General features: G+C 53.0%; 22 protein-coding genes. 16 read left to right on the forward strand and 6 right to left on the reverse strand.

Going from position 1 to position 26,766, the window contains the following annotated elements:
* The first annotated feature begins 41 nt into the window (after nt 1-41).
* On the forward strand, nt 42-386 hold the full coding sequence (locus DMB82_RS05950) for a hypothetical protein (RefSeq protein ID WP_014916239.1): 345 nt from the start codon (nt 42-44) through the stop codon (nt 384-386).
* 201 nt (nt 387-587) lie between these two features.
* Here DMB82_RS05950 and lapD read toward each other — a convergent pair whose 3' ends face one another.
* Both lapD and lapG read right to left on the reverse strand, forming a co-directional pair.
* The gene (gene lapD / locus DMB82_RS05955; RefSeq protein WP_116164581.1) at nt 588-2,540 is read right to left on the reverse strand and encodes a cyclic di-GMP receptor LapD; all 1,953 of its coding nucleotides are present in this window, start codon (nt 2,538-2,540) and stop codon (nt 588-590) included.
* Between the two features lie 9 nt (nt 2,541-2,549).
* Nucleotides 2,550-3,239, reverse strand: a complete 690-nt coding sequence (lapG, locus tag DMB82_RS05960) for a cysteine protease LapG (RefSeq protein ID WP_116164583.1) — start codon at nt 3,237-3,239, stop codon at nt 2,550-2,552.
* 154 nt (nt 3,240-3,393) lie between these two features.
* Between lapG and murQ the strand changes: the two genes are divergently transcribed.
* The 3 genes from murQ (at nt 3,394) to tadA (ending at nt 5,593) form a co-directional block, all read left to right on the forward strand.
* Complete coding sequence (gene murQ / locus DMB82_RS05965; protein ID WP_116164585.1) at nt 3,394-4,320, forward strand: N-acetylmuramic acid 6-phosphate etherase; 927 nt, start codon at nt 3,394-3,396, stop codon at nt 4,318-4,320.
* A 31-nt stretch (nt 4,321-4,351) separates the two neighbouring features.
* Nucleotides 4,352-4,990, forward strand: a complete 639-nt coding sequence (yfhb, locus tag DMB82_RS05970) for a phosphatidylglycerophosphatase C (RefSeq protein WP_116164587.1) — start codon at nt 4,352-4,354, stop codon at nt 4,988-4,990.
* Between the two features lie 69 nt (nt 4,991-5,059).
* Complete coding sequence (gene tadA / locus DMB82_RS05975; RefSeq protein ID WP_116164589.1) at nt 5,060-5,593, forward strand: tRNA adenosine(34) deaminase TadA; 534 nt, start codon at nt 5,060-5,062, stop codon at nt 5,591-5,593.
* A 17-nt stretch (nt 5,594-5,610) separates the two neighbouring features.
* Here the strand turns inward: tadA and mltF are convergent, their stop codons facing one another.
* Nucleotides 5,611-7,137: a membrane-bound lytic murein transglycosylase MltF gene (gene mltF / locus DMB82_RS05980; protein ID WP_420849734.1), complete on the reverse strand. Its 1,527-nt coding sequence runs from the start codon at nt 7,135-7,137 to the stop codon at nt 5,611-5,613.
* Between the two features lie 198 nt (nt 7,138-7,335).
* Between mltF and purL the strand changes: the two genes are divergently transcribed.
* The 7 genes from purL (at nt 7,336) to glnB (ending at nt 17,006) form a co-directional block, all read left to right on the forward strand.
* On the forward strand, nt 7,336-11,223 hold the full coding sequence (purL, locus tag DMB82_RS05985) for a phosphoribosylformylglycinamidine synthase (protein ID WP_116164591.1): 3,888 nt from the start codon (nt 7,336-7,338) through the stop codon (nt 11,221-11,223).
* A gap of 291 nt (nt 11,224-11,514) precedes the next feature.
* Complete coding sequence (locus DMB82_RS05990; RefSeq protein ID WP_102119355.1) at nt 11,515-12,051, forward strand: hypothetical protein; 537 nt, start codon at nt 11,515-11,517, stop codon at nt 12,049-12,051.
* Nucleotides 12,026-12,259: a hypothetical protein gene (locus tag DMB82_RS05995; RefSeq protein ID WP_102119356.1), complete on the forward strand. Its 234-nt coding sequence runs from the start codon at nt 12,026-12,028 to the stop codon at nt 12,257-12,259. Before DMB82_RS05990 ends, DMB82_RS05995 begins: the two co-directional genes overlap by 26 nt.
* A gap of 739 nt (nt 12,260-12,998) precedes the next feature.
* Nucleotides 12,999-14,435, forward strand: a complete 1,437-nt coding sequence (locus tag DMB82_RS06000) for a sensor histidine kinase (protein WP_102119357.1) — start codon at nt 12,999-13,001, stop codon at nt 14,433-14,435.
* Between the two features lie 20 nt (nt 14,436-14,455).
* Complete coding sequence (qseG, locus tag DMB82_RS06005) at nt 14,456-15,226, forward strand: two-component system QseEF-associated lipoprotein QseG (RefSeq protein ID WP_226888934.1); 771 nt, start codon at nt 14,456-14,458, stop codon at nt 15,224-15,226.
* Nucleotides 15,223-16,560 (forward strand): two-component system response regulator GlrR, encoded by a 1,338-nt coding sequence (gene glrR / locus DMB82_RS06010; RefSeq protein ID WP_102119358.1) that lies wholly within the window; start codon nt 15,223-15,225, stop codon nt 16,558-16,560. Before qseG ends, glrR begins: the two co-directional genes overlap by 4 nt.
* Before the next feature lie 107 nt (nt 16,561-16,667).
* The gene (gene glnB, locus DMB82_RS06015) at nt 16,668-17,006 is read left to right on the forward strand and encodes a nitrogen regulatory protein P-II (protein ID WP_005970202.1); all 339 of its coding nucleotides are present in this window, start codon (nt 16,668-16,670) and stop codon (nt 17,004-17,006) included.
* A 66-nt stretch (nt 17,007-17,072) separates the two neighbouring features.
* On the opposite strand, the gene pemA is transcribed toward glnB, so the two are convergent.
* The 3 genes from pemA to hmpA form a co-directional block, all read right to left on the reverse strand.
* Nucleotides 17,073-18,179, reverse strand: a complete 1,107-nt coding sequence (gene pemA / locus DMB82_RS06020) for a pectinesterase PemA (RefSeq protein WP_102119359.1) — start codon at nt 18,177-18,179, stop codon at nt 17,073-17,075.
* Between the two features lie 98 nt (nt 18,180-18,277).
* Entirely contained in the window at nt 18,278-19,936 is a 1,659-nt protein-coding gene (gene paeY, locus DMB82_RS06025) for a pectin acetylesterase PaeY (RefSeq protein ID WP_116164593.1), read from the reverse strand.
* A 494-nt stretch (nt 19,937-20,430) separates the two neighbouring features.
* Entirely contained in the window at nt 20,431-21,621 is a 1,191-nt protein-coding gene (hmpA, locus tag DMB82_RS06030) for an NO-inducible flavohemoprotein (protein WP_102119361.1), read from the reverse strand.
* Nucleotides 21,622-21,981: 360 nt separating this feature from the next.
* On the opposite strand from hmpA, the gene glyA reads away from it, so the two are divergent.
* The 5 genes from glyA (at nt 21,982) to DMB82_RS06055 (ending at nt 26,720) form a co-directional block, all read left to right on the forward strand.
* Nucleotides 21,982-23,235 carry a serine hydroxymethyltransferase gene (gene glyA / locus DMB82_RS06035; protein ID WP_010301142.1) on the forward strand — a complete coding sequence of 418 codons (1,254 nt, stop codon included), beginning with the start codon at nt 21,982-21,984 and terminating at the stop codon, nt 23,233-23,235.
* A gap of 68 nt (nt 23,236-23,303) precedes the next feature.
* Nucleotides 23,304-23,654 (forward strand): hypothetical protein, encoded by a 351-nt coding sequence (locus DMB82_RS06040; RefSeq protein WP_228400051.1) that lies wholly within the window; start codon nt 23,304-23,306, stop codon nt 23,652-23,654.
* A 108-nt stretch (nt 23,655-23,762) separates the two neighbouring features.
* Entirely contained in the window at nt 23,763-24,923 is a 1,161-nt protein-coding gene (locus DMB82_RS06045; protein ID WP_116164595.1) for a 3-phenylpropionate MFS transporter, read from the forward strand.
* Between the two features lie 43 nt (nt 24,924-24,966).
* Complete coding sequence (locus DMB82_RS06050) at nt 24,967-25,626, forward strand: DUF1007 family protein (RefSeq protein WP_116164597.1); 660 nt, start codon at nt 24,967-24,969, stop codon at nt 25,624-25,626.
* Nucleotides 25,617-26,720 carry a nickel/cobalt transporter gene (locus DMB82_RS06055; protein WP_116164599.1) on the forward strand — a complete coding sequence of 368 codons (1,104 nt, stop codon included), beginning with the start codon at nt 25,617-25,619 and terminating at the stop codon, nt 26,718-26,720. Before DMB82_RS06050 ends, DMB82_RS06055 begins: the two co-directional genes overlap by 10 nt.
* Nucleotides 26,721-26,766: the final 46 nt, after the last annotated feature.

The raw sequence follows: 26,766 nt of genomic DNA on the forward strand, positions 1-26,766 counted from the left end.
CCGGCTCCTTTCTTTATCAAAAACGTAAAAGGTCTCCGAACATGTTTTATATCCAGCGCGACAGTGATGGTCACCTGATGAAGGTAGAAAAGAGTCCTTTTCCTGAAATGAACGGCGAACTGTCCGATGATTCGCGTGAGGCGCAGGCCTGGTTCCGCAGTCATCAGGCCGCGATGTCCAGCCTCCAGCAACTGCGGCAAAGCGATCTGGAAATGGTGCGCGTGCTGGAGGATTTAATTCAGGTTTTGATTCAGAAAGGCGTGGTCAGCATTACTGATTTCCCTCAGGCGGCACAGCTGAAGTTGATCAACCGTGCGCAGGCGCGTGAAGCCTTGAATGGCGGGTTGAACAAGCTGATTGGCGACGACGAAGAGACGATGTTTTAATGACTTACTGTTTTAAAGACTCGCTGTTTTAAAGATTCACTGTTTTAAAAACATAACGCTTTAAAAACATGATGCTTTGAAGAAGAAATTATCCCTTAACGTCCCATTCAGCCGTTTCCGGCTTCTCACTATCGTAGTGAGAAGCCGGGGTCGTTAAACGCGGTTAGCCAAAATAACGCGGTTAGCCAAAATAATGTTACATCAGATTCTGACCGCTGGCACCGGTTCACCCAGCAGCCGTCCCATCGCGCCCTGTAATCCCATCTCCTGAAGCACTTTCAGCTCACCTGCGGTTTCAACACGTTCGGCGATAAGTGGCAGGGCAATACTGTTGGTGGCGCGATACAGCGCTTCGATAAACATTTGTTTATCGTCCTCCTGATCGATATTGCGGATGTAGCTGCCATCGACTTTCAGGTAAGCCAGACCCCATTGCGATAGGTTGCCGATCATATTAAAGCGCCCGCCAAAATGCTGTAGCCCCAGCGCACAGCCATGTTCATTCAGCAGCTTGATTAAGGCTTCCAACTGTGAGCTGTCTGGCAATTGGTTCTCATCCAGCTCCAGAATCAGTCGGCTGGCGACGTCAGGCTGATGCTTCAATGGGGCAAGCAGATCGGCGAGCAGATGAAGATTCAGAACCGTGGTGCCGGACAGGCTCAGCGCCAGATTGCCGTCGTGCTGGCGAAGATAGTCCAGCACTTCACGCAGCATCGTTTGATCCAGACGCGTATCCCAGCCAAAGCGTTGGATCCACGGCAGGAAGCGGCCTGCTGCGATACTGTTTCCTTGCTCATCCTGAATGCGCGCCAGTACCTTATGATGCAGCACCTGGCTGGGATCGTCACAGGCGACGACTGGTTGCAGGAAAAGCTGCAAGCGTTCCTGTTCCAAAATGGGATCGAGCAGGTTAAACCATCTATGGCGATCGGTTTCGACCTGTTCGGCACTGGCGGACGGTATGTCGTGAGGCGCGGTGCTATCGGTATTGCTTTCGGCTCGCGTGAGCACTTGATCGCCCTGAATAAACAGGGATTGCGCGGTGTCTCCGGTGCGGAAAGGCACCATGCCGAATTGGGCGACAGGGGAGACATCGGTTTCGCCTGTTAGATACAACGTTTCGATGTTGCGCGTCAGTTCGCCAATCAGCGCATAGGCTTCTTTATCGACCAGCCCTGGGCAGAACAGCGCAAATTCCCCACCGCGGATGCGTGCCAGAAGGCTCTCCGCATTCGTATGCTGCTTTTGCGTGTTACGCAGGATATGCCCGACAGAGGCTAATAGTGCATCGGTACGCTGGCCGCCCTGCCGCTGATTCATCCCCGCCAGATCCTGAACGCGAATCATGATAAGAAAACCGGGGGCGGTTTCTTCATCGGCGAGTTTATCGTTGAACTGCATGTCAAACGCGCGACGGTTATTCAATCCGGTTTGAGGATCCTGATAGGCTTCCTGACGTAAGCGCTCGCTCCGCTCCGCTTCCTCTTCGAACAGCGTTTTGAGCTTGCTGACCATCAGGTTCATCGCCTGTGCGACGCGGCGAAATTCGGGCGTATTGGGTAAATCTGGCTGGCTAAGGAATTCACGACGGGTAATCGCCAGCGACTGGTCGACGATATAATCGAGCGGACGTAGCTGGCGGCGCAGGAACAGCGCACCGAGGAACACGCCCAGCGTGCCACAGCCGAGCAGCCACAGGAAGGTGGCCGTGCTGCTGCGCCACAAACGGGTGACTGCGAACATCGGATGGCTGACGACTTCCACTTTTGCCGCCTGTTCCCAGCCGCGCATCACGATAGCTTCGCCCGCGCCGGGTTGCAGGTTCACCAACCGGACAAACCAGCGCGGGACGTCAGGGATATCCGGCGAGGCGGTACGTTCCAGCGTGACGTTGCCGGTTTTTAAATCCCGCACGCGAATACTGGAAAAATAGCCGCTGTCGAAAATCGAGCTGACCATCAGCTCTACCATCGCCGGATCATCAATATTTGGCGTCAGGGAAAGCCCCAATGCGGTGGCAGCATCCTGCGCGTGAGAGTGAAGCTGGTTATTGTACTGTTCACGCGAATTTTCCAGGCTGACGAAAAAACTCCCGCTGAAAATAATTAGCACAAACAGGCAGATGGCTATCAGTAGTTGTTTGTATAGAGACATAGCCTACCTTTACTCCTCAATTGAAAACCCTTCGGCACGCATTTTGGTTAATACATCCTGCCAGCGTGAAAGTCGTTTACTGTCGCCGACGCGTTTGTTGCTGCCGCTGGCACTCGGCAACCAGAGGCCTCCGCCATTAAAGGCGTACACCGGAACTAAATCAGTGCGCTCTGTCGCGGGTTGGATCTTGTCGGTCAGATTATCCAGCACCAGCGGAATCGAGGTTGGCGTGGGATAATAGGTCACTACCATATGCGCTTTATTCAGACGCAGGGCTTTAACATAGGTAATGCGTAATTTGTCCGCTGAGACGCCTAAATGGCGCAGCGTAAAATACTTGGCAAGCGCATAATCTTCGCAGTCTCCTGCACCTTTGCGCAGCGCTTCAATCGGCGTAGCCCAGTAATCTTCCTGATTCCAGACGACAATATCATCGCGAAACAGCATACGGTCATTGAAAAATTGGTTCACGCTACTCAGCAGCGCCTTTTCCTCTTTGTTGAGGGAATTGGCCAACAGCGTCTGCCATTCATCTATTCGGCGGCGAGCATCGGGCGTAGCCGGGCCATAAAGCTGCTCGGTTCGCTGATTAATGGTAATAAAATCCCAGTCCGCACGTAGGGAACCCGCCAGCAGAAACAGCAGACAGCTAATAAAGAAAAGCGTGTAACTGGAGAGTCTGAACCCGGGGAGCCGCACTGAGGTTTCTCTGTTTACTTTGCGAGATGCATGTGGAGGGTGAATTCGATGCAGAATAGCGTACTTTCATAGGTCTCAAAAGCAGTATAGTGGTGAAAAGGGGTGTTTGTCATAGGCGTGTAGAAAGCGCTGGCATAAAGCATGAGGTAGCAGAATGCGTTCAGATGTGATGGATGGAGAGAATCTTAATTTAGGGAAGCTGGTTTCCGAAACGCGAAATCCGGCAACGATGGCGCTGGATCAGCTCTCTACGCTGGAGATGATGCACGCGTTTAATCAGGAAGATCGGAAAGTGCCTGAAGCCATTGCGCGGGTTTTACCCGCGATTGCTGAGGCTGTCGATCTGGCGACGGCATCGTTGCAGGAGGGTGGGCGGCTGATTTATCTGGGCGCGGGGACCAGCGGCCGTTTGGGCGTGCTGGATGCCTCAGAGTGCCCGCCGACGTTTGGTGTGCCACACGGGCTGGTTATCGGGCTGATTGCTGGTGGGCCGGGCGCGTTACTTAAGGCAGTTGAAGGTGCGGAAGACGACCCTGCACTCGGTGAGGCGGATTTAAAAGCGCTGGATGTCACCGCTGCCGATATGGTTGTTGGCCTTGCGGCATCAGGCCGAACGCCGTATGTGATTGGCGCATTGCGCTATGCGCGTGACGTTGGCTGCCGGACGGCGGCGATCTCCTGTAATCCGCATTCACCCATTGCACTGGAAGCGCAGGTGGCGATTTCTCCGGTGGTTGGCCCGGAAGCGTTAACGGGGTCGACGCGGTTGAAGTCAGGAACGGCGCAAAAATTGGTCCTAAATATGATTTCTACTGGCGCAATGGTTAAGCTGGGGAAGGTGTACCAGAATTTGATGGTGGATGTGAAGGCAACCAACGTGAAGCTGTTAGACCGGGCTTGCCGCATCGTTGTTGAAGCAACGGGAGCCGAGCGGGAGCAAGCGCAGCAGGCGCTGGTGCAGGCGGATAATGAGGTTAAGCCTGCAATTCTGATGCTTCTGGCTAACATTGACGTGGTAGCGGCGCGTGAGCGCCTGAAACAGCACAACGGTTATCTGCGTGAAGCGCTAATTGGCGGATAAGATCATCTCGGGGTAAGTTGGGAGAAATGTTTTGAGTGATAAGCGAGAGCAACGCATTGTTTTTTTTGATCTGGATGGCACGTTGCATCAGCAGGACATGTTTGGCAGCTTTTTGCGTTTTTTACTTCGTCGGCTGCCGTTAAATCTCGTTCTGGTTGTCTCGCTATTACCGATTATCGGGCTGGGGCTACTGATTCGCGGTCGCGCGGCCCGATGGCCGATGAGTTGGCTGCTGTGGGCGATTACGTTTGGCCGTGATGAAGACGAATTGGTTCAACTGGAAAAGCAGTTTGTCAGCGCGTTTCGTCATGATGTCATCCCGTTTCCGCAGGTTCAGCAGCGGCTGAAAACCTATCTTGAAGACAGCGAGGCGCAGGTCTGGCTCGTGACCGGATCGCCGCAGCGGCTGGTGGAACAGGTCTATCATGATTCGCCTTTTCTGCCCGGCGTTCGCCTGATGGGAAGCCAGATTACGCGCCGCTACGGCGGCTGGGTATTAACGCTGCGCTGTCTCGGACATGAAAAAGTGACACAGATGGAGCAGCGTCTCGGTGCACCGCTCAAGCTCTACAGCGGTTACAGCGACAGCAAACAGGACAATCCACTGCTCTATTTCTGCGAACACCGCTGGCGAGTCACCCCCGAAGGTAGCCTGCAACAGCTGGAATGATTTTTTCACCCTTTCATCTGATTTTTCATCTCTTCATATAGATAGGTATAATGCGCCGCCAAAATATGAATGTTCGAGAGAGTAAACGTGGACAACCTGCGTAACGATGAATACTGGATGCGCTATGCATTAACGCTAGCTCAGCGTGCTCAGGATGAAGGCGAGGTGCCGGTTGGAGCGGTGCTGGTGCTGGATAATGAAGCGATCGGCGAGGGGTGGAACCGGCCGATTGGGCATCACGATCCTACCGCGCATGCTGAGATTATGGCGCTGCGGCAGGGAGGGCTGGTGTTGCAGAACTACCGCCTGCTAGAGACAACGCTGTATGTCACGCTGGAGCCGTGCATCATGTGTGCGGGTGCGATGATACACAGCCGTATTGGCCGTTTGGTTTACGGTGCGTCAGATGAGAAAACGGGGGCGGCGGGCTCGCTGGTGGACATTCTGCGCCACCCCGGCATGAATCATCAGATCGTGATTGAATCGGGCATTCTGGCTGATGAATGTTCTGCAACGCTCAGCGCGTTCTTCCGTCTGCGCCGTGAACAGCATAAAGCCCAGCGTGCCGCAGAAAAAAGCGAGAAAAACGCCGCGCAGGAGTAGCGGCGTTTTATGCAGGTTTATTCCGGCACCTTATTGATAGGAACCGCCGGATAGCCTTTCGCGATCTGGGTTTGTTGCTGCGCTTTGGTTTCTTTTTCTATCAGATAACCTTCCAGACTCACCATATAACGCCGAATGTTTTCCACGTAGTTATAGGCTTCGTGTCCGCGCGCGTAGCCGTAGGTGGTTTGCGTGTAATAGCGCTTCTGGCTTAGCATCGGCAGGCGCATCTTCACATCGACCCAACTGTCGGGGTTACCTTTCTGTTTTTCGGTCAATTTACGTGCATCAAGCAGATGGGCGTATCCCATATTGTAAGACGCCAGCGCAAACCAGATTTTTTCATCTTCTGGGATGGTGTCCGGCATTTTCTGCATCATGTGCGACATATATTGCGCACCGCCGCGAATACTTTGCTCAGGGTCGACTCGATCGGTGACGTTCAGGCTTTCTGCCGTGTTGCGCGTGAGCATCATCAACCCGCGCACGCCGGTAGGGGAGGTCGCCAGCGGGTTCCAGTGTGACTCCTGATAGGAGATGGCAGCCAGCAGCTTCCAGTCGATATCGGTGGCGTATTTTTCAAATAGCGGCCGCAGATCCGGCAGCGTTTCATCAATCGCGCTCAGGAACGTGGTGGTATCGACATAATCAAATTCGCCAACGTGGCCGAGATACTTCTCCTCCAAACGCGCGAGCGTACCGTCTTCGACAATCTGGCTGAAGAAATCCAGCAGCGCGGCGGACAGGCTGTCATCGTGTGAGCGTCGCATATACCAGGTAACCGGCTCTTCGTCGCTGAGATCGAAGGTGACGGCGAGCTGCGGATGAATTCGCTGCATTAAGCCGATGGTGACCGAATCACCCAGCGTATAGTCCAGTTTGCCGTCGGCAACCTGCTTCAGTAAGTCCTGCGTGCTCTGATCGGAAGCCGATTCCCAGCTTAGCTGCGGGTATTTTTCTGCTTTTAGATCGCGCAGGGTAGCGGCGTGGGCGGAACCGGATGTGACGACGAGGCGGCCTTGCAGTTTATCCAGCGTTTTTGGACGGGGTGAACCGAGGCGGTACACCATCTGTTGTGAAATGGAATAGTAGGTTGGGCCGGCACGGAAACGTTCCAGACGCTCGTGGTTGTAGATCAGCCCAGCTGCCAGCAGGTCGGCATCGTCACCGTCCAGATCGTCGAACAGTTCGTCAAGGTTCTTGCGTGACGAGACCACCAGCTTGACGCCGAGGTAATCGGCGAACCGTTTTGCCAGTTCATAGTCCAGACCTGTCGGGGATCCGTTGCTCACGGCATAAGTCAGCGGTGAGTTGATTGTGCTGATACGCAACTCACCGCGTGAGAGGATCTGCCTGAGCTGTACATCCTGACTACTGCGCCAGGGAATACTAGGCCATAGCGCTAACGCCAGCAGTAACGTGATAATCCCGATGAAAAAATAATTTAATTTTAACGGCTTCAAATAGTTATCTCTCGGCGGCCGTGTGGCCAGGCTGTCTGTAACGGCAGTTTTTTTATACGTCATTTCCCAGAGTGGGGGCATTTTGCTTAACAAACCGCCAGTGTGCAACTTTTATTGATTTGGTCACCGATTAATCATTCGCCGGACGCGAAGTGAAATTATCGCCACGCAAACGGTTTCGTCCGAGGGAAGGATTCTCTATAATATGCGTGTTTCCCCCCTGTTGTGCCCCATGGCTGTATCGCAGCCAGTGCATCGAAGACGAGAGAACTTTAGATTATGGAAATACTGCGTGGTTCACCTGCTTTATCGGCTTTTCGTATTAATAAATTGCTGGTCCGCTGCAAAGAGCACGTTTTGCCGGTCAGCGATATCTATGCTGAATACGTACATTTCGCCGATGTCAGCGCCCCGTTGAACAACGATGAACAGGCCAAACTGACACGTTTGCTGAAGTATGGTCCTTCTCTCGCGGAGCACGAGCCGCAAGGCCATCTGTTACTGGTCACGCCGCGCCCCGGCACCATTTCGCCGTGGTCTTCCAAAGCAACGGATATCGCCCATAACTGTGGGTTAAGCAAAGTACTGCGTCTGGAGCGTGGTCTGGCTTTCTATATTCATGCGCCGACGCTGAGCGATGAACAGTGGCAGCAACTGGGGGCACTGCTGCATGACCGGATGATGGAAAGCGTATTTAGCGACCTGAAACAGGCTGAAGCGCTGTTCTCTCATCATCAACCTGCTCCTTTCAAGCGTATCGAAATTCTGCTGCAAGGACGTCAGGCACTGGAAGAGGCGAACATCCGTCTGGGACTGGCATTGGCAGAAGATGAAATTGACTATCTGCTGGAAGCCTTCACCAAACTGGGCCGCAATCCTAACGATATCGAACTGTATATGTTCGCCCAGGCGAACTCTGAACACTGCCGCCACAAGATTTTCAACGCTGATTGGGTGATCGACGGCGTTACTCAGCCGAAGTCACTGTTCAAAATGATCAAAAACACCTTTGAACACACTCCCGATCACGTTCTCTCTGCCTATAAAGATAACGCCGCCGTCATGGAAGGTTCCGCCGTCGGCCGTTTCTACACCGATCCCAACGGGCAATATACTTACCATCAGGAAGATGCTCATATCCTGATGAAGGTTGAAACGCATAACCACCCAACCGCCATTTCACCGTGGCCGGGCGCAGCAACGGGATCCGGTGGTGAAATCCGTGACGAAGGCGCGACAGGCCGTGGCTCCAAGCCAAAAGCCGGTTTGGTGGGTTTCTCTGTATCGAACCTGCGCATTCCTGGCTTTGTCCAGCCGTGGGAAGAAGAAGAGTTCGGCAAGCCAGAGCGTATTGTCAGCGCGCTGGATATCATGACCGAAGGCCCATTGGGCGGCGCGGCATTCAATAACGAATTCGGCCGTCCTGCACTAACGGGCTATTTCCGTACGTATGAAGAGCGTGTTGATAGCCACAATGGCACAGAACTGCGTGGCTACCATAAACCGATCATGCTGGCGGGCGGCATTGGTAACATCCGCGCCGATCACGTCAAAAAAGGCGAAATTAGCGTCGGTGCCAAACTGATTGTACTGGGCGGACCGTCCATGAATATCGGTCTGGGCGGCGGTGCCGCCTCTTCTATGGCATCGGGTCAGTCTGATGCGGATCTGGATTTTGCTTCTGTACAGCGCGATAACCCAGAAATGGAGCGCCGCTGTCAGGAAGTGATCGACCGCTGCTGGCAATTGGGTGAAGCCAACCCGATTCTGTTCATCCACGATGTTGGCGCGGGCGGTCTGTCTAACGCCATGCCGGAACTGGTGAGCGACGGTGGCCGCGGCGGTCGCTTTGAACTGCGTGATATTCTGAACGACGAGCCGGGCATGAGCCCGCTGGAAGTCTGGTGTAATGAATCGCAGGAGCGCTACGTTCTGGCCGTTGCGCCAGAGCAGTTGGCACAGTTTGATGAAATTTGCCGCCGTGAACGTGCGCCTTATGCGGTGATTGGTGAGGCGACGGAAGAACTGCATCTGACGATGAACGATCGTCACTTCAACAACCAACCTATTGACTTACCGCTGGATGTGCTGCTGGGCAAAACGCCGAAGATGCTGCGTGACGTTGAGCGCAAGCAGGTAGAAGGCACGCCGCTACAGCGTGATGAAATCTATCTGGCAGAAGCGGTCGAGCGCGTGCTGCATTTGCCTGTTGTCGCCGAAAAAACCTTCCTGATCACCATTGGTGACCGCTCTGTGACTGGTATGGTGGCACGCGATCAGATGGTCGGTCCGTGGCAGGTGCCGGTGGCTGACTGTGCGGTGACCACCGCCAGCCTTGATAGCTATTACGGCGAGGCCATGTCTATCGGTGAACGTGCGCCCGTTGCGCTGCGTAACTTTGCGGCCTCCGCGCGTTTGGCGGTGGGTGAGGCGCTGACGAACATTGCGGCCACGCATATTGGCCCGCTGACTCGCGTGAAGCTGTCCGCTAACTGGATGGCAGCAGCAGGCCACCCAGGCGAAGATGCCGGCCTGTACGATGCGGTGAAAGCCGTGGGTGAGGAACTGTGCCCAGCGCTGGGTCTGACGATTCCGGTGGGTAAAGACTCTATGTCGATGAAAACCCGCTGGCAGGAAGAGGGCGAAGATCGCGCGGTAACCTCGCCGATGTCGCTGGTGATCTCTGCGTTTGCCCGTGTGGAAGACGTGCGTAACACGGTAACGCCACAGCTGCGTACCGGACAGGATAATGCGCTACTGCTCATCGATCTGGGTGCAGGCAATAAAGCACTGGGCGCGACAGCGCTGGCGCAGGTTTATCGTCAGTTGGGTCGTAAGACGGCAGATGTGCATAGCCCAGAGCAACTGGCAGGCTTCTTTAACGCCATACAGCAACTGGTCGCGGACAAAGCGCTTCTGGCCTACCACGACCGTTCAGACGGCGGCCTGCTGGTTACGCTGGCAGAGATGGCGTTTGCTGGCCATTGCGGCGTGACTGTTGATATCGCGTCTCAGGGCGAGGATACGCTGGCGACGCTGTTTAACGAAGAGCTTGGCGCAGTCATTCAGATTCCTGCTGCCCGTCGTGCGGAAGTGGAAGCGGTTCTGGCGCTGCACGGTTTGGCGGACTGCGTGCATTACCTCGGTCATGCTGAAGAAGGCACGCGTTTCACCATCAATCAGGGTGCAGAAGCGATCTATCAGGAAAACCGTTCAACGCTGCGTCGCTGGTGGGCTGAAACCAGCTGGCAGATGCAGCGCCTGCGTGATAACCCGCAGTGTGCCGATCAGGAACATATCGCCAGACAGGATGATAACGATCCTGGCTTGAACGTGTCGCTGACCTTCGATCCGAAGGACGATATCGCTGCACCTTATATCGCTAAGAATGTCCGCCCTAAAGTGGCGGTCCTGCGTGAGCAGGGTGTGAACTCTCATGTCGAAATGGCGGCGGCGTTCGATCGTGCGGGCTTTGATGCCATCGACATCCATATGAGTGACCTGCTGGCGAATCGCCGTAACTTGCAGGATTTCCAGGCGCTGGTGGCGTGTGGCGGCTTCTCTTATGGTGACGTGCTGGGCGCGGGTGAAGGCTGGGCTAAATCCATTCTGTTCAACTCTCGCGTACGTGATGAATTCGCTGAATTCTTCCTGCGTCCACATACGCTGGCACTAGGCGTATGTAACGGTTGCCAGATGATGTCCAACCTGCGTGAGCTGATTCCGGGCGCCGATCTCTGGCCGCGTTTTGTCCGCAATAAATCCGATCGCTTTGAAGCGCGCTTCAGCCTGGTCGAAGTGGAGAAAAGCCCGTCGCTGTTCATGAATGATATGGCCGGATCGCGCATGCCAATTGCCGTTTCACACGGTGAAGGTCAGGTTGAAGTTCGCGACGATGCCCATCTGGCGGCGATTGAAGAACACGGTCTGGTGGCGCTGCGTTATATCAACCACTACGGTCAGGTAACCGAGAACTATCCAGCTAACCCGAATGGTTCGCCAAACGGTATTACGGCAGTCACCAGCACCAGTGGTCGGGCAACCGTCATGATGCCACACCCTGAACGCGTGTTCCGTACCGTCAGTAACTCCTGGCACCCAGAAGAATGGGGCGAGGATGGTCCGTGGATGCGTATGTTCCGCAACGCGCGTAGACAGCTGGGCTAAGTTAAGGTCAGCCAGAGAAAGGGGCTGATGTTGGCAAATGTTAGGCTGAGGTCACTGATATTCTATGGTTATTCTCAGCAGCGTTGGTCAAATCAAAACCACTGCGCATAGGCAATTTAGATAAGCATAGCGCGGGCAATCCATGATTCCATTCTTATTTGAGGTGGAATCATGTTGCATATTTTAAGTTTTAAAAAAATTATGGTAATTCTCCTGCTTTGCATAGCGAAATTGCCAAGGTGATTTTTATCTATTTGAATAATCTGTATATATTGCACAAGGATAGGCAATATGGACAACCCGATTCAGTGGCTAGATCCGTTCAACGACGAATACCAAAATGGAATGGTTTACCGCAAATTTATTTTATGCGGCAAGTTGTATGGTGTCGGTTTTCAAGAACTATCAACTTCCGCTGATCTGGAAGCGAAGCAAATTAATTTACAGCATGCATTCCCCCGATTCGACTTCCCGCTTAACTCAGGGGTATGGGTGGTTTTGTTTGATGCCATTGATCCAATAACAGATGAGCTCCTTGGCTTTAGGCACGTTCAGCTCGAAGGATTAGCGGGAGGGCGTGTGCTGTTCAACGTTGCAAGTATAATTTATGACCATTATACTATTTGTAACGCAGGTGTTTATGTTTTCAGCGCAGCTGAAGACCGTGAACATGAACGGGGTACCGATCTGGCAGTCATTTATTCTCGTGCTCTCGGTCTTCAGGGGCACCGAAAAGGTATGCTATTCGGCAAGTTTGTTGGATGGAATGCATACACAGATGTTGATGCTGGAGGAAGAAGCTATGTCGTCACAACTGAAAGTTACTAATTTGCACAATGCTGCGGTAGAGCGTCTCTCGCTTGAAATGGCTAAGCACTTGCAGGCAGCTGTGGGACGAGATGTGAGAGACAAACTTGCATCCGGCGAAATTAAAATAGTTAATGGTCGCTATGTTGCTGTTGATGACAGCTTGAAGGTTAAACGAGCTTCCGTCTTTGGTGCCCAGCCAAAGAAAACCCAACATAAAGTCTGCTAAATGAAGCCCCGAAAGGGGTTTCTTTTTTGGTGCGTTGGTCAAGAAGATATCTTTTTTACGTCTGTTTTCTCAGTTTGTCGTTTTTTTGCGACGAACAAACTTTTCAGTGTCTCTAATTGGTGACGTTTAACTGTTTGATTTATATGAATGGTGTGATGATGTCATAAAGCTGTCTGTTTTTAGCGACATAAAGCGTCTCTTTTACGAGTATTTTCGTTATTTGTATTCTGGATTATGTCTTTCTTAGCGATGATTAAAATAAAAATCGTTAATAATCAGTATTTTGATTTTAATTTTTTAAAATTGGCATGCTAAATGCTATTAATAAGCGTTGCTCATTCAACTGGTTATGATTGCGTTGCTAACTGGCAAACATTTTCGCTCATAACATCTGGAATGATGCCAAAAGAAAGGGTGCCTATCGTCCACCAGACCGATAACAGGGCGTGAAAACGAACGTTATCAAGCATCGGGCGACACGTTGAGTGAGGCACCGCCTATTCAGTTACGCGGCCAGAGGGAGCGATTTTTCTGGCCGCGTGACGTTTCATACCCGCCGCCTCTCCCCCAGAGAATCTCCCTGATTGCTTTTTACGGCGCTACTTTTTACGACGTTACTTTTTTACGTCGTTACATGGATATTCATACCGTATTGCGAAGCGTTGCGCATGCCGCAAGGGAAAACATTGAAGTTTTATAAGACTCAGTTAGCATCAGAGCGGATTCGATAGGTAACGAGATGATTTCTTTGAAACGATGGCGTTTATTCCCGCGTTCCCTGCGGCAATTAGTAATTATGGCGTTCTTGTTGGTTTTGCTGCCGCTGTTGGTGTTGGCCTATCAGGCTTATCAAAGCCTGAACATGTTGAGCGAACAGGCGGCGGAGATTAACCGGACAACGCTGACGGATGCCCGGCGCAGTGAGGCAATGACCAGCGTCGCGCTGGCGATGGAGCGTAGCTACCGCCAATACTGCGTATTGGACGATCAGACGCTGGCGACGCTTTATCAGAATCAGCGTAAACAGTATTTGCAAATGCTGGATTCTCACGCGCAGGTCCTGCCCGATCCCCGTTATTACCAGACGCTGCGTCAACTCCTTACTCAGCTCGGCGAAATACGCTGCCATAATAGCGGCCCGGAACAAACGGCATCTAGCCTGCTGGAAGGGTTCTCCCGCGCTAACGGGCAGATGGTGCAGATGACGCGTGACGTCGTTTTCTCCCGTGGGCAGCAGCTTCAGCAGGCTATTTCTGAACGCGGTCAGTTCTTTGGCTGGCAGGCGCTGCTCTTGTTTCTGGTCAGCGTGCTGCTGGTGGTTCTCTTTACTCGGATGATTATCGGCCCCGTTAATGGCGTCGAACGAATGATTAACCGCCTGGGGGAAGGGCGCTCGCTGGGCAATACCAGTACCTTTAAAGGGCCACGTGAAATTCGGACGCTGGCGCAGCGCATTATCTGGCTGAGCGAGCGTCTGTCCTGGCTGGAGTCGCAGCGACATGAGTTTTTACGCCATATCTCCCACGAACTGAAAACACCGCTGGCTAGCCTGCGGGAAGGCACTGAATTGCTGGCCGATGAAGTGGTTGGTCCGCTGACTACCGATCAGAAAGAGGTCGTCGCTATTCTTGATAGCAGCAGCCGCCACCTGCTACAGCTGATCGATCAACTGCTGGACTATAATCGCAAGCTGGCGGATACGCCGACCGAGCTGGAGCGGGTTGAAATCGAAGAAATCGTTGATATTGTCGTGGCCTCTCACAGCTTGCCCGCCCGTGCCAAAATGATTTACACCGATGTGACGCTGGCCGTTGAGCACTGTTGGGCGGAAACGACGCTATTGATGCGAGTGATCGATAATCTCTATTCCAATGCGGTGCACTACGGTAAGGAATCCGGTAACATTTGGATTTATAGCCGTCAGATTGGCAATCGCGTTCAGATTGATGTTGCCAACAGTGGTACGCCCATTCCCGATGCCGAGCGGAGCATGATTTTTGAGCCCTTTTATCAGGGCAGCCATCAGCGCCGTGGCGCAGTCAAGGGGAGTGGGTTGGGATTGAGCATTGCGCGTGATTGCATTCGTCGTATGCGTGGTGAGCTTAGCTTAATTACCGTGGACTATGCTGATGTGTGTTTCCGCATTGAGCTGCCCTTATTGTCCGATAATGAATAAAGTCCGAGAATGAATAAATAATGAATGTAGGATTTATGAAGGGATGGCCGGCGAGTAGAGGATTTTTCCGTCTGTTGAAAGTGGTGGTCATGTCGTCACCGCTCGTTTTGGCCGCGTGTAATAGCCATGTGAGCAGCGGCTCGGCGTTGCTTGAGGCAGAGGCGATACCGCCGAAAGAGCAGGTTGCCGATTTCCGTATCGCGCCATGCGAGCATCTGTGGAAGATAGACGATCGTGAATCCATGAACAACGCGCTTTATTGGCTGCGGGCGATGGACTGCGCAGGGCGTTTGACGCCGTTCCAAGCCCGTGAAGAAGCTGGGCAGGTTGCGGCTGATAGCTGGGACAGCGTGTTTAAGCAAGGCATTCTGCTGGATAATGCTGGTATTACTCAGGCTGAACGCCGTCAGGTGCTGGAACTGATTAATTTATATCGTCTTGCTTTCCCAGCGGCGCTGCGCCCGCTGATGCAAACCTGGCGTGACAGACAAACGCTGTTTCTGGCGCTATCGGATGAACGCCTGCGCTATAAGCGTTTGCAGGAATCCAGCGACAAACAGCTAGATGCCCTGCGTGTCCAGCAAAGTCACCTGCAATATCAGTTAGAAACGACCACGCAGAAACTGGAAAATTTGACGGATATTGAGCGTCAACTGTCGTCTCGTAAGCAACTGTCGGGGGAAATGCCGGATAACTACGGCGATCGTCGCGGTAGCTCCGGTGTGAATAGCGGTAGTGCAAATAAAGACGGTTCGCGCAATTCGGCAACGAAGGAGTCAACAAGACAATGACAGCCCGAAAAACGGCGAGTTTGTTGCTCGTGGATGATGACCCCAGCCTGCTGAAACTCTTGGGCATGCGTCTGACCAGTGAAGGATTTAGCGTGATGACGGCGGAGAGCGGCCAGGAGGCGCTGCGGCTGTTAACACGCGAGACGTTCGATCTGGTGATCAGCGATCTTCGTATGGATGAAATGGATGGCATGGCGCTGTTTGCCGAAATACAGCGTTATCAGCCAGGGATGCCAGTGATCATTTTGACCGCTCACGGTTCCATTCCCGACGCGGTCGCGGCTACGCAGCAGGGCGTATTCAGCTTCCTGACGAAGCCCGTTGACCGCGATGCGCTCTACAAAGCGATAGACGAAGCGCTGGCATTGTCCGCCCCCGCAGGCGATGAAAGCTGGCGTGAAACCATCGTGACGCGCAGCCCGATTATGCTGCGTCTGCTGGAGCAGGCCAGAATGGTCGCGCAGTCGGACGTCAGCGTGCTGATTAACGGTCAGAGCGGGACTGGGAAAGAGGTGCTGGCTCAGGCGATTCATGCAGCAAGCCCGCGAGCAAAGAACGCCTTTATTGCGATTAACTGCGGCGCGCTGCCGGAGCCATTGCTAGAATCGGAGCTGTTCGGCCATGCGAAAGGAGCCTTTACCGGTGCGGTTAGCAGCCGTGAAGGGCTTTTTCAGGCAGCAGAAGGCGGCACGCTGTTTTTAGATGAAATCGGCGATATGCCGCTGTCCTTACAGGTTAAGCTGCTGCGTGTTCTGCAGGAGCGAAAAGTCCGCCCGCTGGGTAGCAACCGCGATTTGGACATTGATGTGCGGATTATTTCCGCCACACACCGTGATTTGCCGAAGGCGATGGAGAAGAGCGAATTCCGCGAAGATCTCTATTATCGGCTCAATGTGGTAAATATGAAGCTGCCAGCGCTGCATGAACGTGCCGAAGATATTCCGATGCTGGCAAACCATCTGCTGCGTGAATCCGCCAATCGCCACAAGCCTTTTGTGCGCACTTTCTCAACCGATGCAATGAAGCGCTTGATGACGGCAAGCTGGCCGGGTAACGTGCGTCAACTGGTGAATGTCATCGAACAGTGTGTGGCGCTGACCAGTGCACCGGTTATCAGCGATGCGCTGGTTGAGCAGGCGCTGGAAGGTGAAAACACTGCCCTGCCAACGTTTGTTGAAGCACGACATCAGTTTGAGCTTAACTATTTGCGAAAACTATTACAGATCGCAAAAGGTAACGTGACGCAGGCCGCGCGAATGGCCGGGCGTAACCGAACGGAATTTTATAAACTGTTGGGCCGCCACGAGCTGGATGCCAACGATTTTAAAGACTAGCGCTGAGAGAGCCGTGCGGGTGTAGATTGTCCGCCTGAGTTCTGACATGCTGTCCACTTGCTGATGCTCGGCTTTGGCCGCAACATAGATAACACAAAGGTTCCTCCATGAAGAAAATTGATGCGATTATTAAGCCGTTCAAACTGGACGATGTGCGTGAAGCGTTAGCTGAAGTGGGCATCACAGGGATGACGGTAACGGAAGTTAAAGGCTTTGGTCGTCAGAAAGGCCACACCGAGCTGTATCGTGGCGCAGAATACATGGTCGATTTTCTGCCAAAAGTAAAAATCGAAATTGTCGTGTCAGATGACATCGTTGATACCTGCGTGGAAACCATCACGCAGACCGCGCAGACGGGTAAAATCGGCGACGGTAAAATCTTCGTCTTTGATGTGGCGCGTGTTGTCCGTATCCGTACCGGTGAAGAAGACGAAGAAGCGATTTAATCGTTCGCTTCCCCGCCAATACCGCCTAGAAGCCAGCCTTTGTCAATCAGGCTGGCTTCATCACATTTACTTCCCTTTGGGCGCGGTAGGCACCCAACCCGCCAATACCTTGTCTGCGGTGTATTCTGCTGCTTCCGCATTGCTTAGCTGACGGCGCTGATCGTTTTTCTCTGCACCTGCGCCTTTGGATTTATACTCGAAAAAGCGCGAATCCTGTGGATAGAACCAGATTGTCGCACCTTGTTTATCTTTACCGGACATTTTGTCCCAGCCATAGATATGATCATCCATGCTGGTGTTCAGGAACACCGTTTGCCCGATGGCGTTAGGATTGGCATAGCGTCCATCTGGAAAGGTCGTTGTTGGGTGCCAAGGTCGACCCAGTCCATAACTTTTTGCGGGGACGTCTTTCTCTTTAATCACTCGGCTATTGGTAATGACCAATCCATATTTTTGCTTAATATCCGTGCTGGGTGCGGTGAGATAGCCAAGCGGCTGACCTTTCACATCGGTACGGTTGCGTGAGACAATGTCGCAATTGTCAAATAATGCAGTGCCGTCGCCAAAGATGAAGTCAACGGTTCCGCTGATTCGGCATTGTGAGAAGAAGCTGCGTCCGCCTTTCACATATAACGTGTCCTGGTACCCGACCAGGCTGACATCATGAAACCATGCACGATCGCTATTTTCGGCAACCAGCAGTGCAACGGCCTGCGAGTCTTTTAGTTTAGTTGGATCGTCGCTGGCTTTAGCCTGATTGGCGGGGTAATCGAAATCATTGCGGATGGTCAGCGAACGGGCACTGAAGTCAGGCGCATCGACTTTCACCGTGTTGCTGCCGTAAGTTCCCCATTTGCTGCCATCGGGTTTGAGCGTCCCGGCTGCGGTGTTTGCCGCGATCACGGTGCCGTTACGGCTTTCTCCCTTTAGATGAATGTTGGGGCGCGTAATCGTCAGGCGCTCATGGTAGACACCATTTTTCACATAGATAACAAATGGCGAACTGTCCGCCGGGGCGCTGGCAATCGCTTCAGTAATAGTTTTGTAGGCCTTGGCGTCCTCTGAGTTGGCGGAAACCAGCGCATTGTAGTCGGCTGCCTGTGCTAACGACAAAGGGGCGGAAATTAGCATGGCTAAGGTCAGCGTCTTGCAGAGGTGTGAAGTGTCTATCATGTCCATAGTCCTTTAATTGGTATAGGGAAGGGTACATCACGTGCGGCGGTGAAGTACACCGCGCGCGATTCGGTCTTATCGTTTTACCTGACTGATAACTACTTGTGTTTGCTGGCCGTTTTTTCTGCCAGCGACGCTAAAGCGGGTTCCTGCCGAATGGCATCAGCGACAATCCCTGCCACGGCGATAGCGCCTTTTTTCTGAAAATGGGTGGTATCTGGTTTGCTCAGGCTACCCGCCTGATCGCGATAAAAAGGGTATTGCTTAGGATCGATCACCAGCCAGTACTGTTTCCAGTGGTCGCTGTTGCCCTGATTCGCCAGCGCGATAGTGGCTGGCTCAACGTCCAGTAAAATTACCTTGTTATCTACTGCCGTATTCTTGATGGTCTGACTGTAATCGCCGATGAACGCGTAGCCGTTATCTGCATTTTGCTTGGTGAAGTGGCTATGTACCGCTGGCGTGCCATCTTTGCCTTCAGCTGTTTTCACTCGGGTGGTCGGGGTAAGCAGAACTGGTGTGAGTTTGTGCTGGCGGGCAAAAGTGATGTAGCGCTCCAGCGATGTCTGGAACGACATATCGGCTTTCCCCTGCGGGGCCTGCTTTTTCCCTGCGACATCGTTCGGGTAAGTACAGAGGTTAGCGACATCCGCCGGGCCACGTACCGCTTTCGCCCCGTTGCAGTTTTGATCGTTGTGTCCCATTTGGATAAACAGGAAATCACCTTCCTTCATCAGCGGCTGCATCTGGCGGAACCAGCCTTCGTAGAAATAGTCGCGTGAGCTACGGCCTGAACGTGCGCCATTGACGACTTTCACACCGCTATTTTTACTGAACTGTTGTTCAAAAACCTGTCCCCAGCCCATGCGAGGGAAGCGCCCCTTTTCATAGGTGGCGGCTGTCGAGTCGCCGACGATAAAGATTCGAGTTTGTGCTTGCTTAATCGCATCCAGATTCTGACGTGCAGCGCGATAATCCAGTGGTTCATAGTCGCCTTTGTCATTCAGGCCAACAATCGGGTGAAATGCGCTGTCAGTCAGCACGGTGTGGCCGGAGTAACCCGTATTGTTGTGATAATTGCGGTTATGGTTAATGACGCTGACGATTTTGGTGACGGCATCCTGCTGAGTCGCGGGGTAAGTCAGAGGATCGAAACGCTTGGGCGCACTGACGCCCACCTGTTTTAGCGCGTCATTAAAGCCTGCATGAAAATCGGCGTAGGCTTTTTTCCATGCGGCGGCGTCCAGCTTCGGTGATGCCGTGTCGTCCGTTAGCTGCTGTGGACCAATGTAGCCTGCTGCCACCGCAATATCTGAGGTAATGCGGTCAGTCAACGGGTTGATATTGGCAATATTCTCTTTACCGTCATGCAATGATGGGGCGACAGCAGACAGGCAAATTGCACGAGAAATATTATTTAGCAGGCAGTTATTGCCGCCAGATTCGACCGCTAAAAGACGTAACGGCGGTGTGAGGCCAGAGATATCAAGGTGATATTTTCCTTGCTCATCCGTCTGTGTCTGCCTCTTCTGTCCCTGCTGATCTCTGATAATGATGGTGGCAGGCAGATGAATATTCCGTACAGTGACATGACCGGATAAGCCGGTTTTTTCACCCAGCGTTGAACCGGACAGTAAGTTAACGCTGTCCGGTGCGGTGGTCTGGTGTGCCGCGGCGGGCGTTTTAGCGTGTACCAGTGTGAAAGGGGCGGAAAGTATCAGAGCTAAAGCTACACTTTCTGAAAAACGTTTTGCCATGGTCAGACATATCCCTTGTTGGTTAGTCGAAAACGGTTAATGAACCCAGGCGTTATCAAAGGAAGGTCGCTGTTTTTTTATCGCTCTTATCACGGCCTTTAGCGAGAACGTCGGGCTTTTATTGTGCACCCAAGCCGATTCAAGGGCGATGCCTAAACGAAGCTTGTTTGGTGAAATAACCATTCATTAAAAGTGAAATGTTATTTTAATAATGTCTTGTTTTTTGTGACCCACCTCTTTTTTAGCGGAGCACTGCCGTATTGGCATAGAGATTTGTGATCAATAAGCTGTTTTATACCCGTCATACTTCAAGCTGCTTGCGCGTTGGCCGCCCTTACTCACCCCAGTCACTTACCTGAGTAAGCTCCTGGGGATTCGTGCAGTTGCCGCCTTCACGCAACTTGAATTATTTAGGGTATGTTCTGGTGGTTTTCTGAAAGATGAAAAAAAGGCCGCAAAAGCGGCCTTTGGGTTTGATCCGTCACCAATAAGGGTTAGACGACTTTATGTGGACCAAAACATTCGTAATGCAGTTGCTCAGCGGGGATACCCATCGCCAGCAACTGCTGTGCGATAAACTGCATGAAAACCACAGGGCCGCACAGGTAATAGTGCATATCAGGCGTGGTTAATTCCTCTTTTAACGAGGCCAACTGCATTAGCCCGCTGTGATGATAATCTTCTCGCAAGCGATCGGCCTGCTGCGGTTCCCGATACCAAATGTGATGCTGGAACTGTGGTAGTGATTGGCCTGTTTGTTTGATTTCATCCGCAAACGCATGCGCTGTGCCATTTTCTGCTGCGTGCAGCCATAACACCTTCGCCTGATGATCCTGCTGCTTGAGCGTATGCAACATGCCCAGCATCGGGGTTTGCCCCACGCCGCCGGAAATCAGGGCAACCGGCGTAGCAGCGGGGATATCAAGGAAGAAATCGCCATGCGGCGCCGCCAGATGAATGATGTCGCCTTCACGCGCGGTATCATGCAGATAGCCGGAAACGGTGCCCTGTGCTTCGCGTTTAACCGCAATTCGGTAGGACTTTCCATTCGGCGCATGCGTCAGAGAGTATTGGCGAATCTCCTGATTGGCAAAACTGTCATGCTTGATGTAAACCGCCAGATATTGGCCCGGCTGAAAATCCGCAATAGGCTGGCCGTCGGTGGGTTCCAACGTGAAGCTGGTAATCACCGAGCTCTGCGGCTGCTTGTTCACAATACGGAAAGGTCGCACACCGCTCCAGCCGCCGTTTTTCGCTTCGGTGCTGCGGTAGATATCGCCTTCGCGCTGGATGAAGACATTCGCCAGCACGCCATAGGCTTTACCCCAGGCATCCAGTATGTCCTGACCGGGGCTAAACAGTTCATCCAGCGTGGCCAATAAATGATTACCGACGATCTGATACTGATCGGCCTGAATGTTAAAGCTGGCATGCTTCTGGGCGATGCGCTCAACCGCAGGCAGCAGCGCGGCCAGGTTTTCAATATTCGTTGCATAAGCACAAATGGCATTGAACAGCGCTTCACGCTGATCGCCATTGCGCTGGTTGCTCATGTTAAAAATATCTTTGAGCTCAGGGTTATGCGTAAACATGCGATCGTAAAAATGTGCGGTCAGTTTCGGGCCGGTTTCCGCCAGCAGAGGAATGGTTGACTTAACGATGGCGATAGTTTGGTTATCCAGCATGGTGACTCCTTATTTATTGGCATGACTTATAAGTTGTATTTTATATGCATCTTATTGAGTTTGTCCGCTGCTGTAAATTACCTTTTTGGTGGTAGGGGTTTTTAGGCGGAGCCAAAGGGAATAACATGAAGAAATAGCAGGTTGAGAATGAAGAAAAATCCGTTTACCACTGCGCAACAGATGTTTGCTGAAGCCTTGTGCTGCCTGTAGCTAATCGTTTGCGTAAAAACCTCTGTCAAGACCTATCTTCATTAGGGAAAAACGGTTTACACTATACGCCATTCGCCAAAAGGGTAGCCCAATTCCCAAATGGGCCATTAATTCCCAGTATATTTATGTTAGCTGAGTCAGGAGATCCGGATGTTAAAGCGTGAAATGAACATTGCCGATTATGATGCCGACCTGTGGCAAGCAATGGAGCAAGAAGTGGTGCGTCAGGAAGAGCACATTGAACTGATTGCGTCAGAAAACTACACCAGCCCACGCGTTATGCAGGCTCAAGGGTCTCAGCTGACGAACAAGTATGCTGAAGGTTATCCGGGCAAACGTTACTACGGTGGCTGTGAGTATGTTGATATCGTTGAGCAACTGGCGATCGACCGTGCGAAAGCGCTGTTCGGTGCAGATTATGCCAACGTGCAGCCGCACTCCGGCTCTCAGGCGAACTTTGCCGTTTACACCGCGCTGCTGCAGCCGGGCGACACCATTCTGGGTATGAACCTGGCACACGGTGGTCACCTGACGCACGGTTCTCCGGTTAACCTGTCGGGCAAACTGTATAACGTCATTCCTTACGGCATCGACGAAAGCGGCAAGATCGACTACGACGAAATGGCTGAACTGGCGCGTACGCATAAGCCAAAAATGATCGTTGGCGGTTTCTCCGCTTACTCTGGCGTGGTTGACTGGGCGAAGATGCGCGAAATCGCTGACAGCATCGGTGCTTACCTGTTTGTTGATATGGCGCACGTTGCCGGTCTGATTGCAGCCGATGTTTACCCTAACCCAGTTCCTCATGCCCACATCGTGACCACCACCACGCACAAAACGCTGGCTGGCCCACGCGGTGGCCTGATTCTGGCGAAAGGCGGCGACGAAGAGCTGTACAAAAAACTGAACTCAGCTGTTTTCCCTGGTGGTCAGGGCGGCCCGTTGATGCACGTTATCGCGGGTAAAGCGGTGGCGCTGAAAGAAGCAATGGAGCCTGAATTCAAGGTTTATCAGCAGCAGGTCGCGAAAAACGCCAAAGCAATGGTTGAAGTTTTCCTGTCGCGTGGTTTTAACGTCGTTTCTGGTGCAACCAGTAACCACCTGTTCCTGCTAGATCTGGTGAGCAAAAACCTGACCGGTAAAGAAGCGGATGCTGCGCTGGGCCGTGCAAATATCACCGTGAACAAAAACAGCGTGCCTAACGATCCGAAGAGCCCGTTTGTGACTTCTGGTATCCGTATCGGCACGCCAGCGGCAACCCGTCGCGGCTTTAAAGAAGCGGAAGTGCGTGAACTGGCTGGCTGGATCTGTGATGTGTTAGACAACATCAACGACGAAGCGACCATTGAACGTGTGAAACAGAAAGTTCTGGATATCTGCGCCCGCTTCCCAGTTTACGCATAATTCGGCATTTTCTCTGACATCACTGTCGGAACACTTCCCAAACGCCAGCCTGAGTGCTGGCGTTTTTTATGGCGGCCATCCTTGGCCGCCACCCTTACGGGCCGTCGCAAGCGACGTTGAAAAACGTTCCCTACGTTTTTTTATGGCGTGCCATCCTTGGCCGCCACCCTTACGGGCCGTCGCAAGCGACGTTGAAAAACGTTCCCTACGTTTTTTTATGGCGTGCCATCCTTGGCCGCCACCCTTACGGGCCGTCGCAAGCGACGTTGAAAAACGTTCCCTACGTTTTTTTATGGCGTGCCATCCTTGGCCGCCACCCTTACGGGCCGTCGCAAGCGACGTTGAAAAACGTTCCCTACGTTTTTTTATGGCGTGCCATCCCTTGCCGCCACCCTGCGGGCCATCGCAAGCGACGGTGAATAACGCATTGCACCGCCGTGTGCACTCTGACACAGTAACCGGCAAAAAAGAGTAGCCAACAAAAAAGTGCCGAAGCTAGGGGAGTTCGTCATCGAAAGGGAGGAATCATGGTTTTGCAATCGACGCGCTGGTTGGCGCTGAGCTATTTCACCTACTTTTTTTGCTATGGTGTTTTTTTGCCGTTTTGGGGCGGATGGCTGAAAGGCGAGGGGCTGTCCGCTGAGTCGATCGGCATGCTGTTGGGTGCGGGGCTGGTGGCGCGCTTTGTCGGCAGTCTGGTCATCACGCCCAGCGTGAAAGATCCGTCCAAATTGATTACGATGTTACGTGGGCTGGCGTTGCTGTCACTGGCGCTGGCCGTCGGTTTCTGGCTCGGGAATGCCTGGCTGTGGCTGATGATAGTGATGATCGGGTTTAACCTGTTTTTCGCACCGCTGGTGCCGCTGACCGATGCATTAGCCGCGACCTGGCAGCGGCAGGTCGTGATGGATTATGGCAAGGTGCGCGTCTGGGGCTCGATCGCGTTTGTTATCGCTTCTGCGGCGACGGGGGAACTGGTCGCTATCTGGGGACACCCCGCGATTCTGGCAATCCTCAGCGCGGGGTTGGTTGTGATGCTAGTAGGCATGCTGCTTCGCCCCAGCGTGATGCCGCAAGCGGCAACGTCGACAGCCCAATCGGTCAACGTCACACCGTGGAAAACGTTGCTGACCGAACCCGCGGTATGGCGTTTTCTGCTTTGTGTGTCCCTGTTACAGGGAGCACACGCAGCTTACTATGGTTTCAGCGTCATTTATTGGCAGGATTCGGGCTATTCCGCCTCGATTATCGGCTATCTCTGGTCGTTAGGCGTGGTTGCGGAGATTGTCATCTTCACTTTCAGCCAGCGCCTGTTCCGACGCTGGAGTGCGAGACAGCTTCTTTTGCTCTCGGCCTTATGCGGCGTGGTGCGCTGGGGCTTGATGGGCGCGACAGTGGCTCTGCCGTGGCTGATTGTGATACAGATATTGCACTGTGGAACCTTCACCGTCTGTCATCTGGCCGCTATGCGTTTTATCGCGGCACGCGGCGATGGGGACGTATTGCGGTTACAGGCGGTGTATTCCGCGTTGGCAATGGGCGGGAGTATTGCGGTGATGACGATGGTGTCCGGTTTCCTGTTCGAACACCTGCAGGGCAGCACGTTCTGGGTGATGGCGCTGCTGGCGGTTCCGGCCCTGTTTATTCGGCCTTCTGTCAGCCACCATACTGCTGTCGAAAAGGCGTAAGAAATGGCGTGTACTGTCAAGATAACGTAGTGTGGTAAAAATAATGTTACATTATAACGCTTTGAAACGGTGGTGCGGACAGATAACGTTGCTGATGCTAGGTTTGGCATTCGGCCAGCCCGTTTTCGCTCACCCACACAGTTTTATTGATATGCAGACGACAGTTGAGAGCCAGAACGACAACATCACCGGTTTACGTATGCTGTGGACGATGGATCCCATCACGTCTGCCGACCTGTTGTATGATGCAGGGAAGGCGAAGAAGGACTCTGAAGTCTGGAAAAAGCTGGCGGCGGAAGTGATGGCGAATGTGTTAGGGCAGCACTATTTCACCGATATTTATCGTGATGGTCAGCCCGTGAAATATGCGCCGATGCCAACCGAATATCACCTTTCCCGCAAAGGCAATCAGGCGGTACTGGAATTTGTGCTGCCGCTGGCGCATCCACAGCCGCTGGCGGGCAAGCCTTTGCTGATTTCTACTTACGATCCTACCTACTTTGTCGATATGTCCTACCAGAATGACAAGGCCGTTACGCTCGCTCCTGCGCTTGCTTCACGTTGTAAAACTTCGCTCGTCACGCCGGAACCTAACGCTGAACTGCAATCCTATGCGCTGTCGCTGGATAAGAACGATGCGCCGGATGAAGACATGGATCTGGGGAAACAGTTTGCACAGCGGGTGACGTTGCAATGTCAGTGAACCTCGGCTCACTGCCGCGTCAGCGTTCGTTGTTGAGCCGATTGCGCGATCTGTGGCCATTGTGGCTGTTCTTGGCGCTGCTGGCCTCGGCGCTGCATTACATCGTGGGATACTGGCCGCAAATTGTGCTGCAAAGCGCGATCTGGCAGAAATCGCTACATCAGCAGATGTCGCATCTGTTGCAGATGGTGGAACAGCAGCCGCATCAGGCGGGGCTGAGCCTGATGATGTTCAGTCTGGTCTATGGCGTGCTTCATGCTGTCGGGCCGGGGCACGGTAAAGTCGTTATTATGACCTATCTGGCGACGCATCCGTCGAAGCTGAAAAGCAGCCTGAAGTTGACGCTTGCCGCGTCGCTGGTTCAGGGGCTGATGGCAGTCGCGCTGGTGACCATGGTGTTAGGGATTTTGCAACTGTCGAGTCGAACGTTGCATAACAGTAGTTTCTGGATGGAAAAGGGGAGCTTCGTGCTCGTTGCGGGACTGGGGCTACTGCTCTGTTTCCGCGCGTTGAAACAGCTGTATATCGTCCTTGTTCGGCAGCCTAAGCCCGCGACGATTTTGCGCGTGACGCCTTTACACGTAGATTCTTTGAATGCAACCCAGCTTAACGTACCGACCGATAGACGTATGGCGCTTCGCCCGATGCCTATGCTTTCCTCTTCTCCTCATCAGCACGATGCCGACTGCGGCTGCGGGCACCGCCATCTCCCGAGCAATGAGGAACTTGAGCGCGATAGCAACTGGCGTACGCGGCTGATGATTGTGTTGGCGATGGGGATGCGCCCGTGCTCAGGTGCTATTCTGGTGCTGCTTTTCTCTAAAGTGATCGGCGTGTATTGGTGGGGAGTGGCCTCTGCGCTGGTAATGGCTGCCGGAACGGCGATCACAATCTCTGCGCTGGCCGTGTTGGTTTTTTACTGCCGTCGCGTGGTTGAGCGCTTAGGTGCAAACCGCGTATCACCCGTGTGGCAGCGTGCAACGTTTTCTCTTCTGGCTTTTGCTGGCGGGCTGATTTTAGTTGGCTCTGGCGTCCTGTTTTACCTCAGTGCACAGCCCGCGATGATGGGCGGCATTCGGCCCTTCTCCGGCTGATTTTTCCTTTTATTAACGCTGCGCTAAAAACCCATTGCTTCTGATA

This window comes from Pectobacterium aquaticum (genome assembly GCF_003382565.3).
Classification (GTDB): domain Bacteria; phylum Pseudomonadota; class Gammaproteobacteria; order Enterobacterales; family Enterobacteriaceae; genus Pectobacterium; species Pectobacterium aquaticum.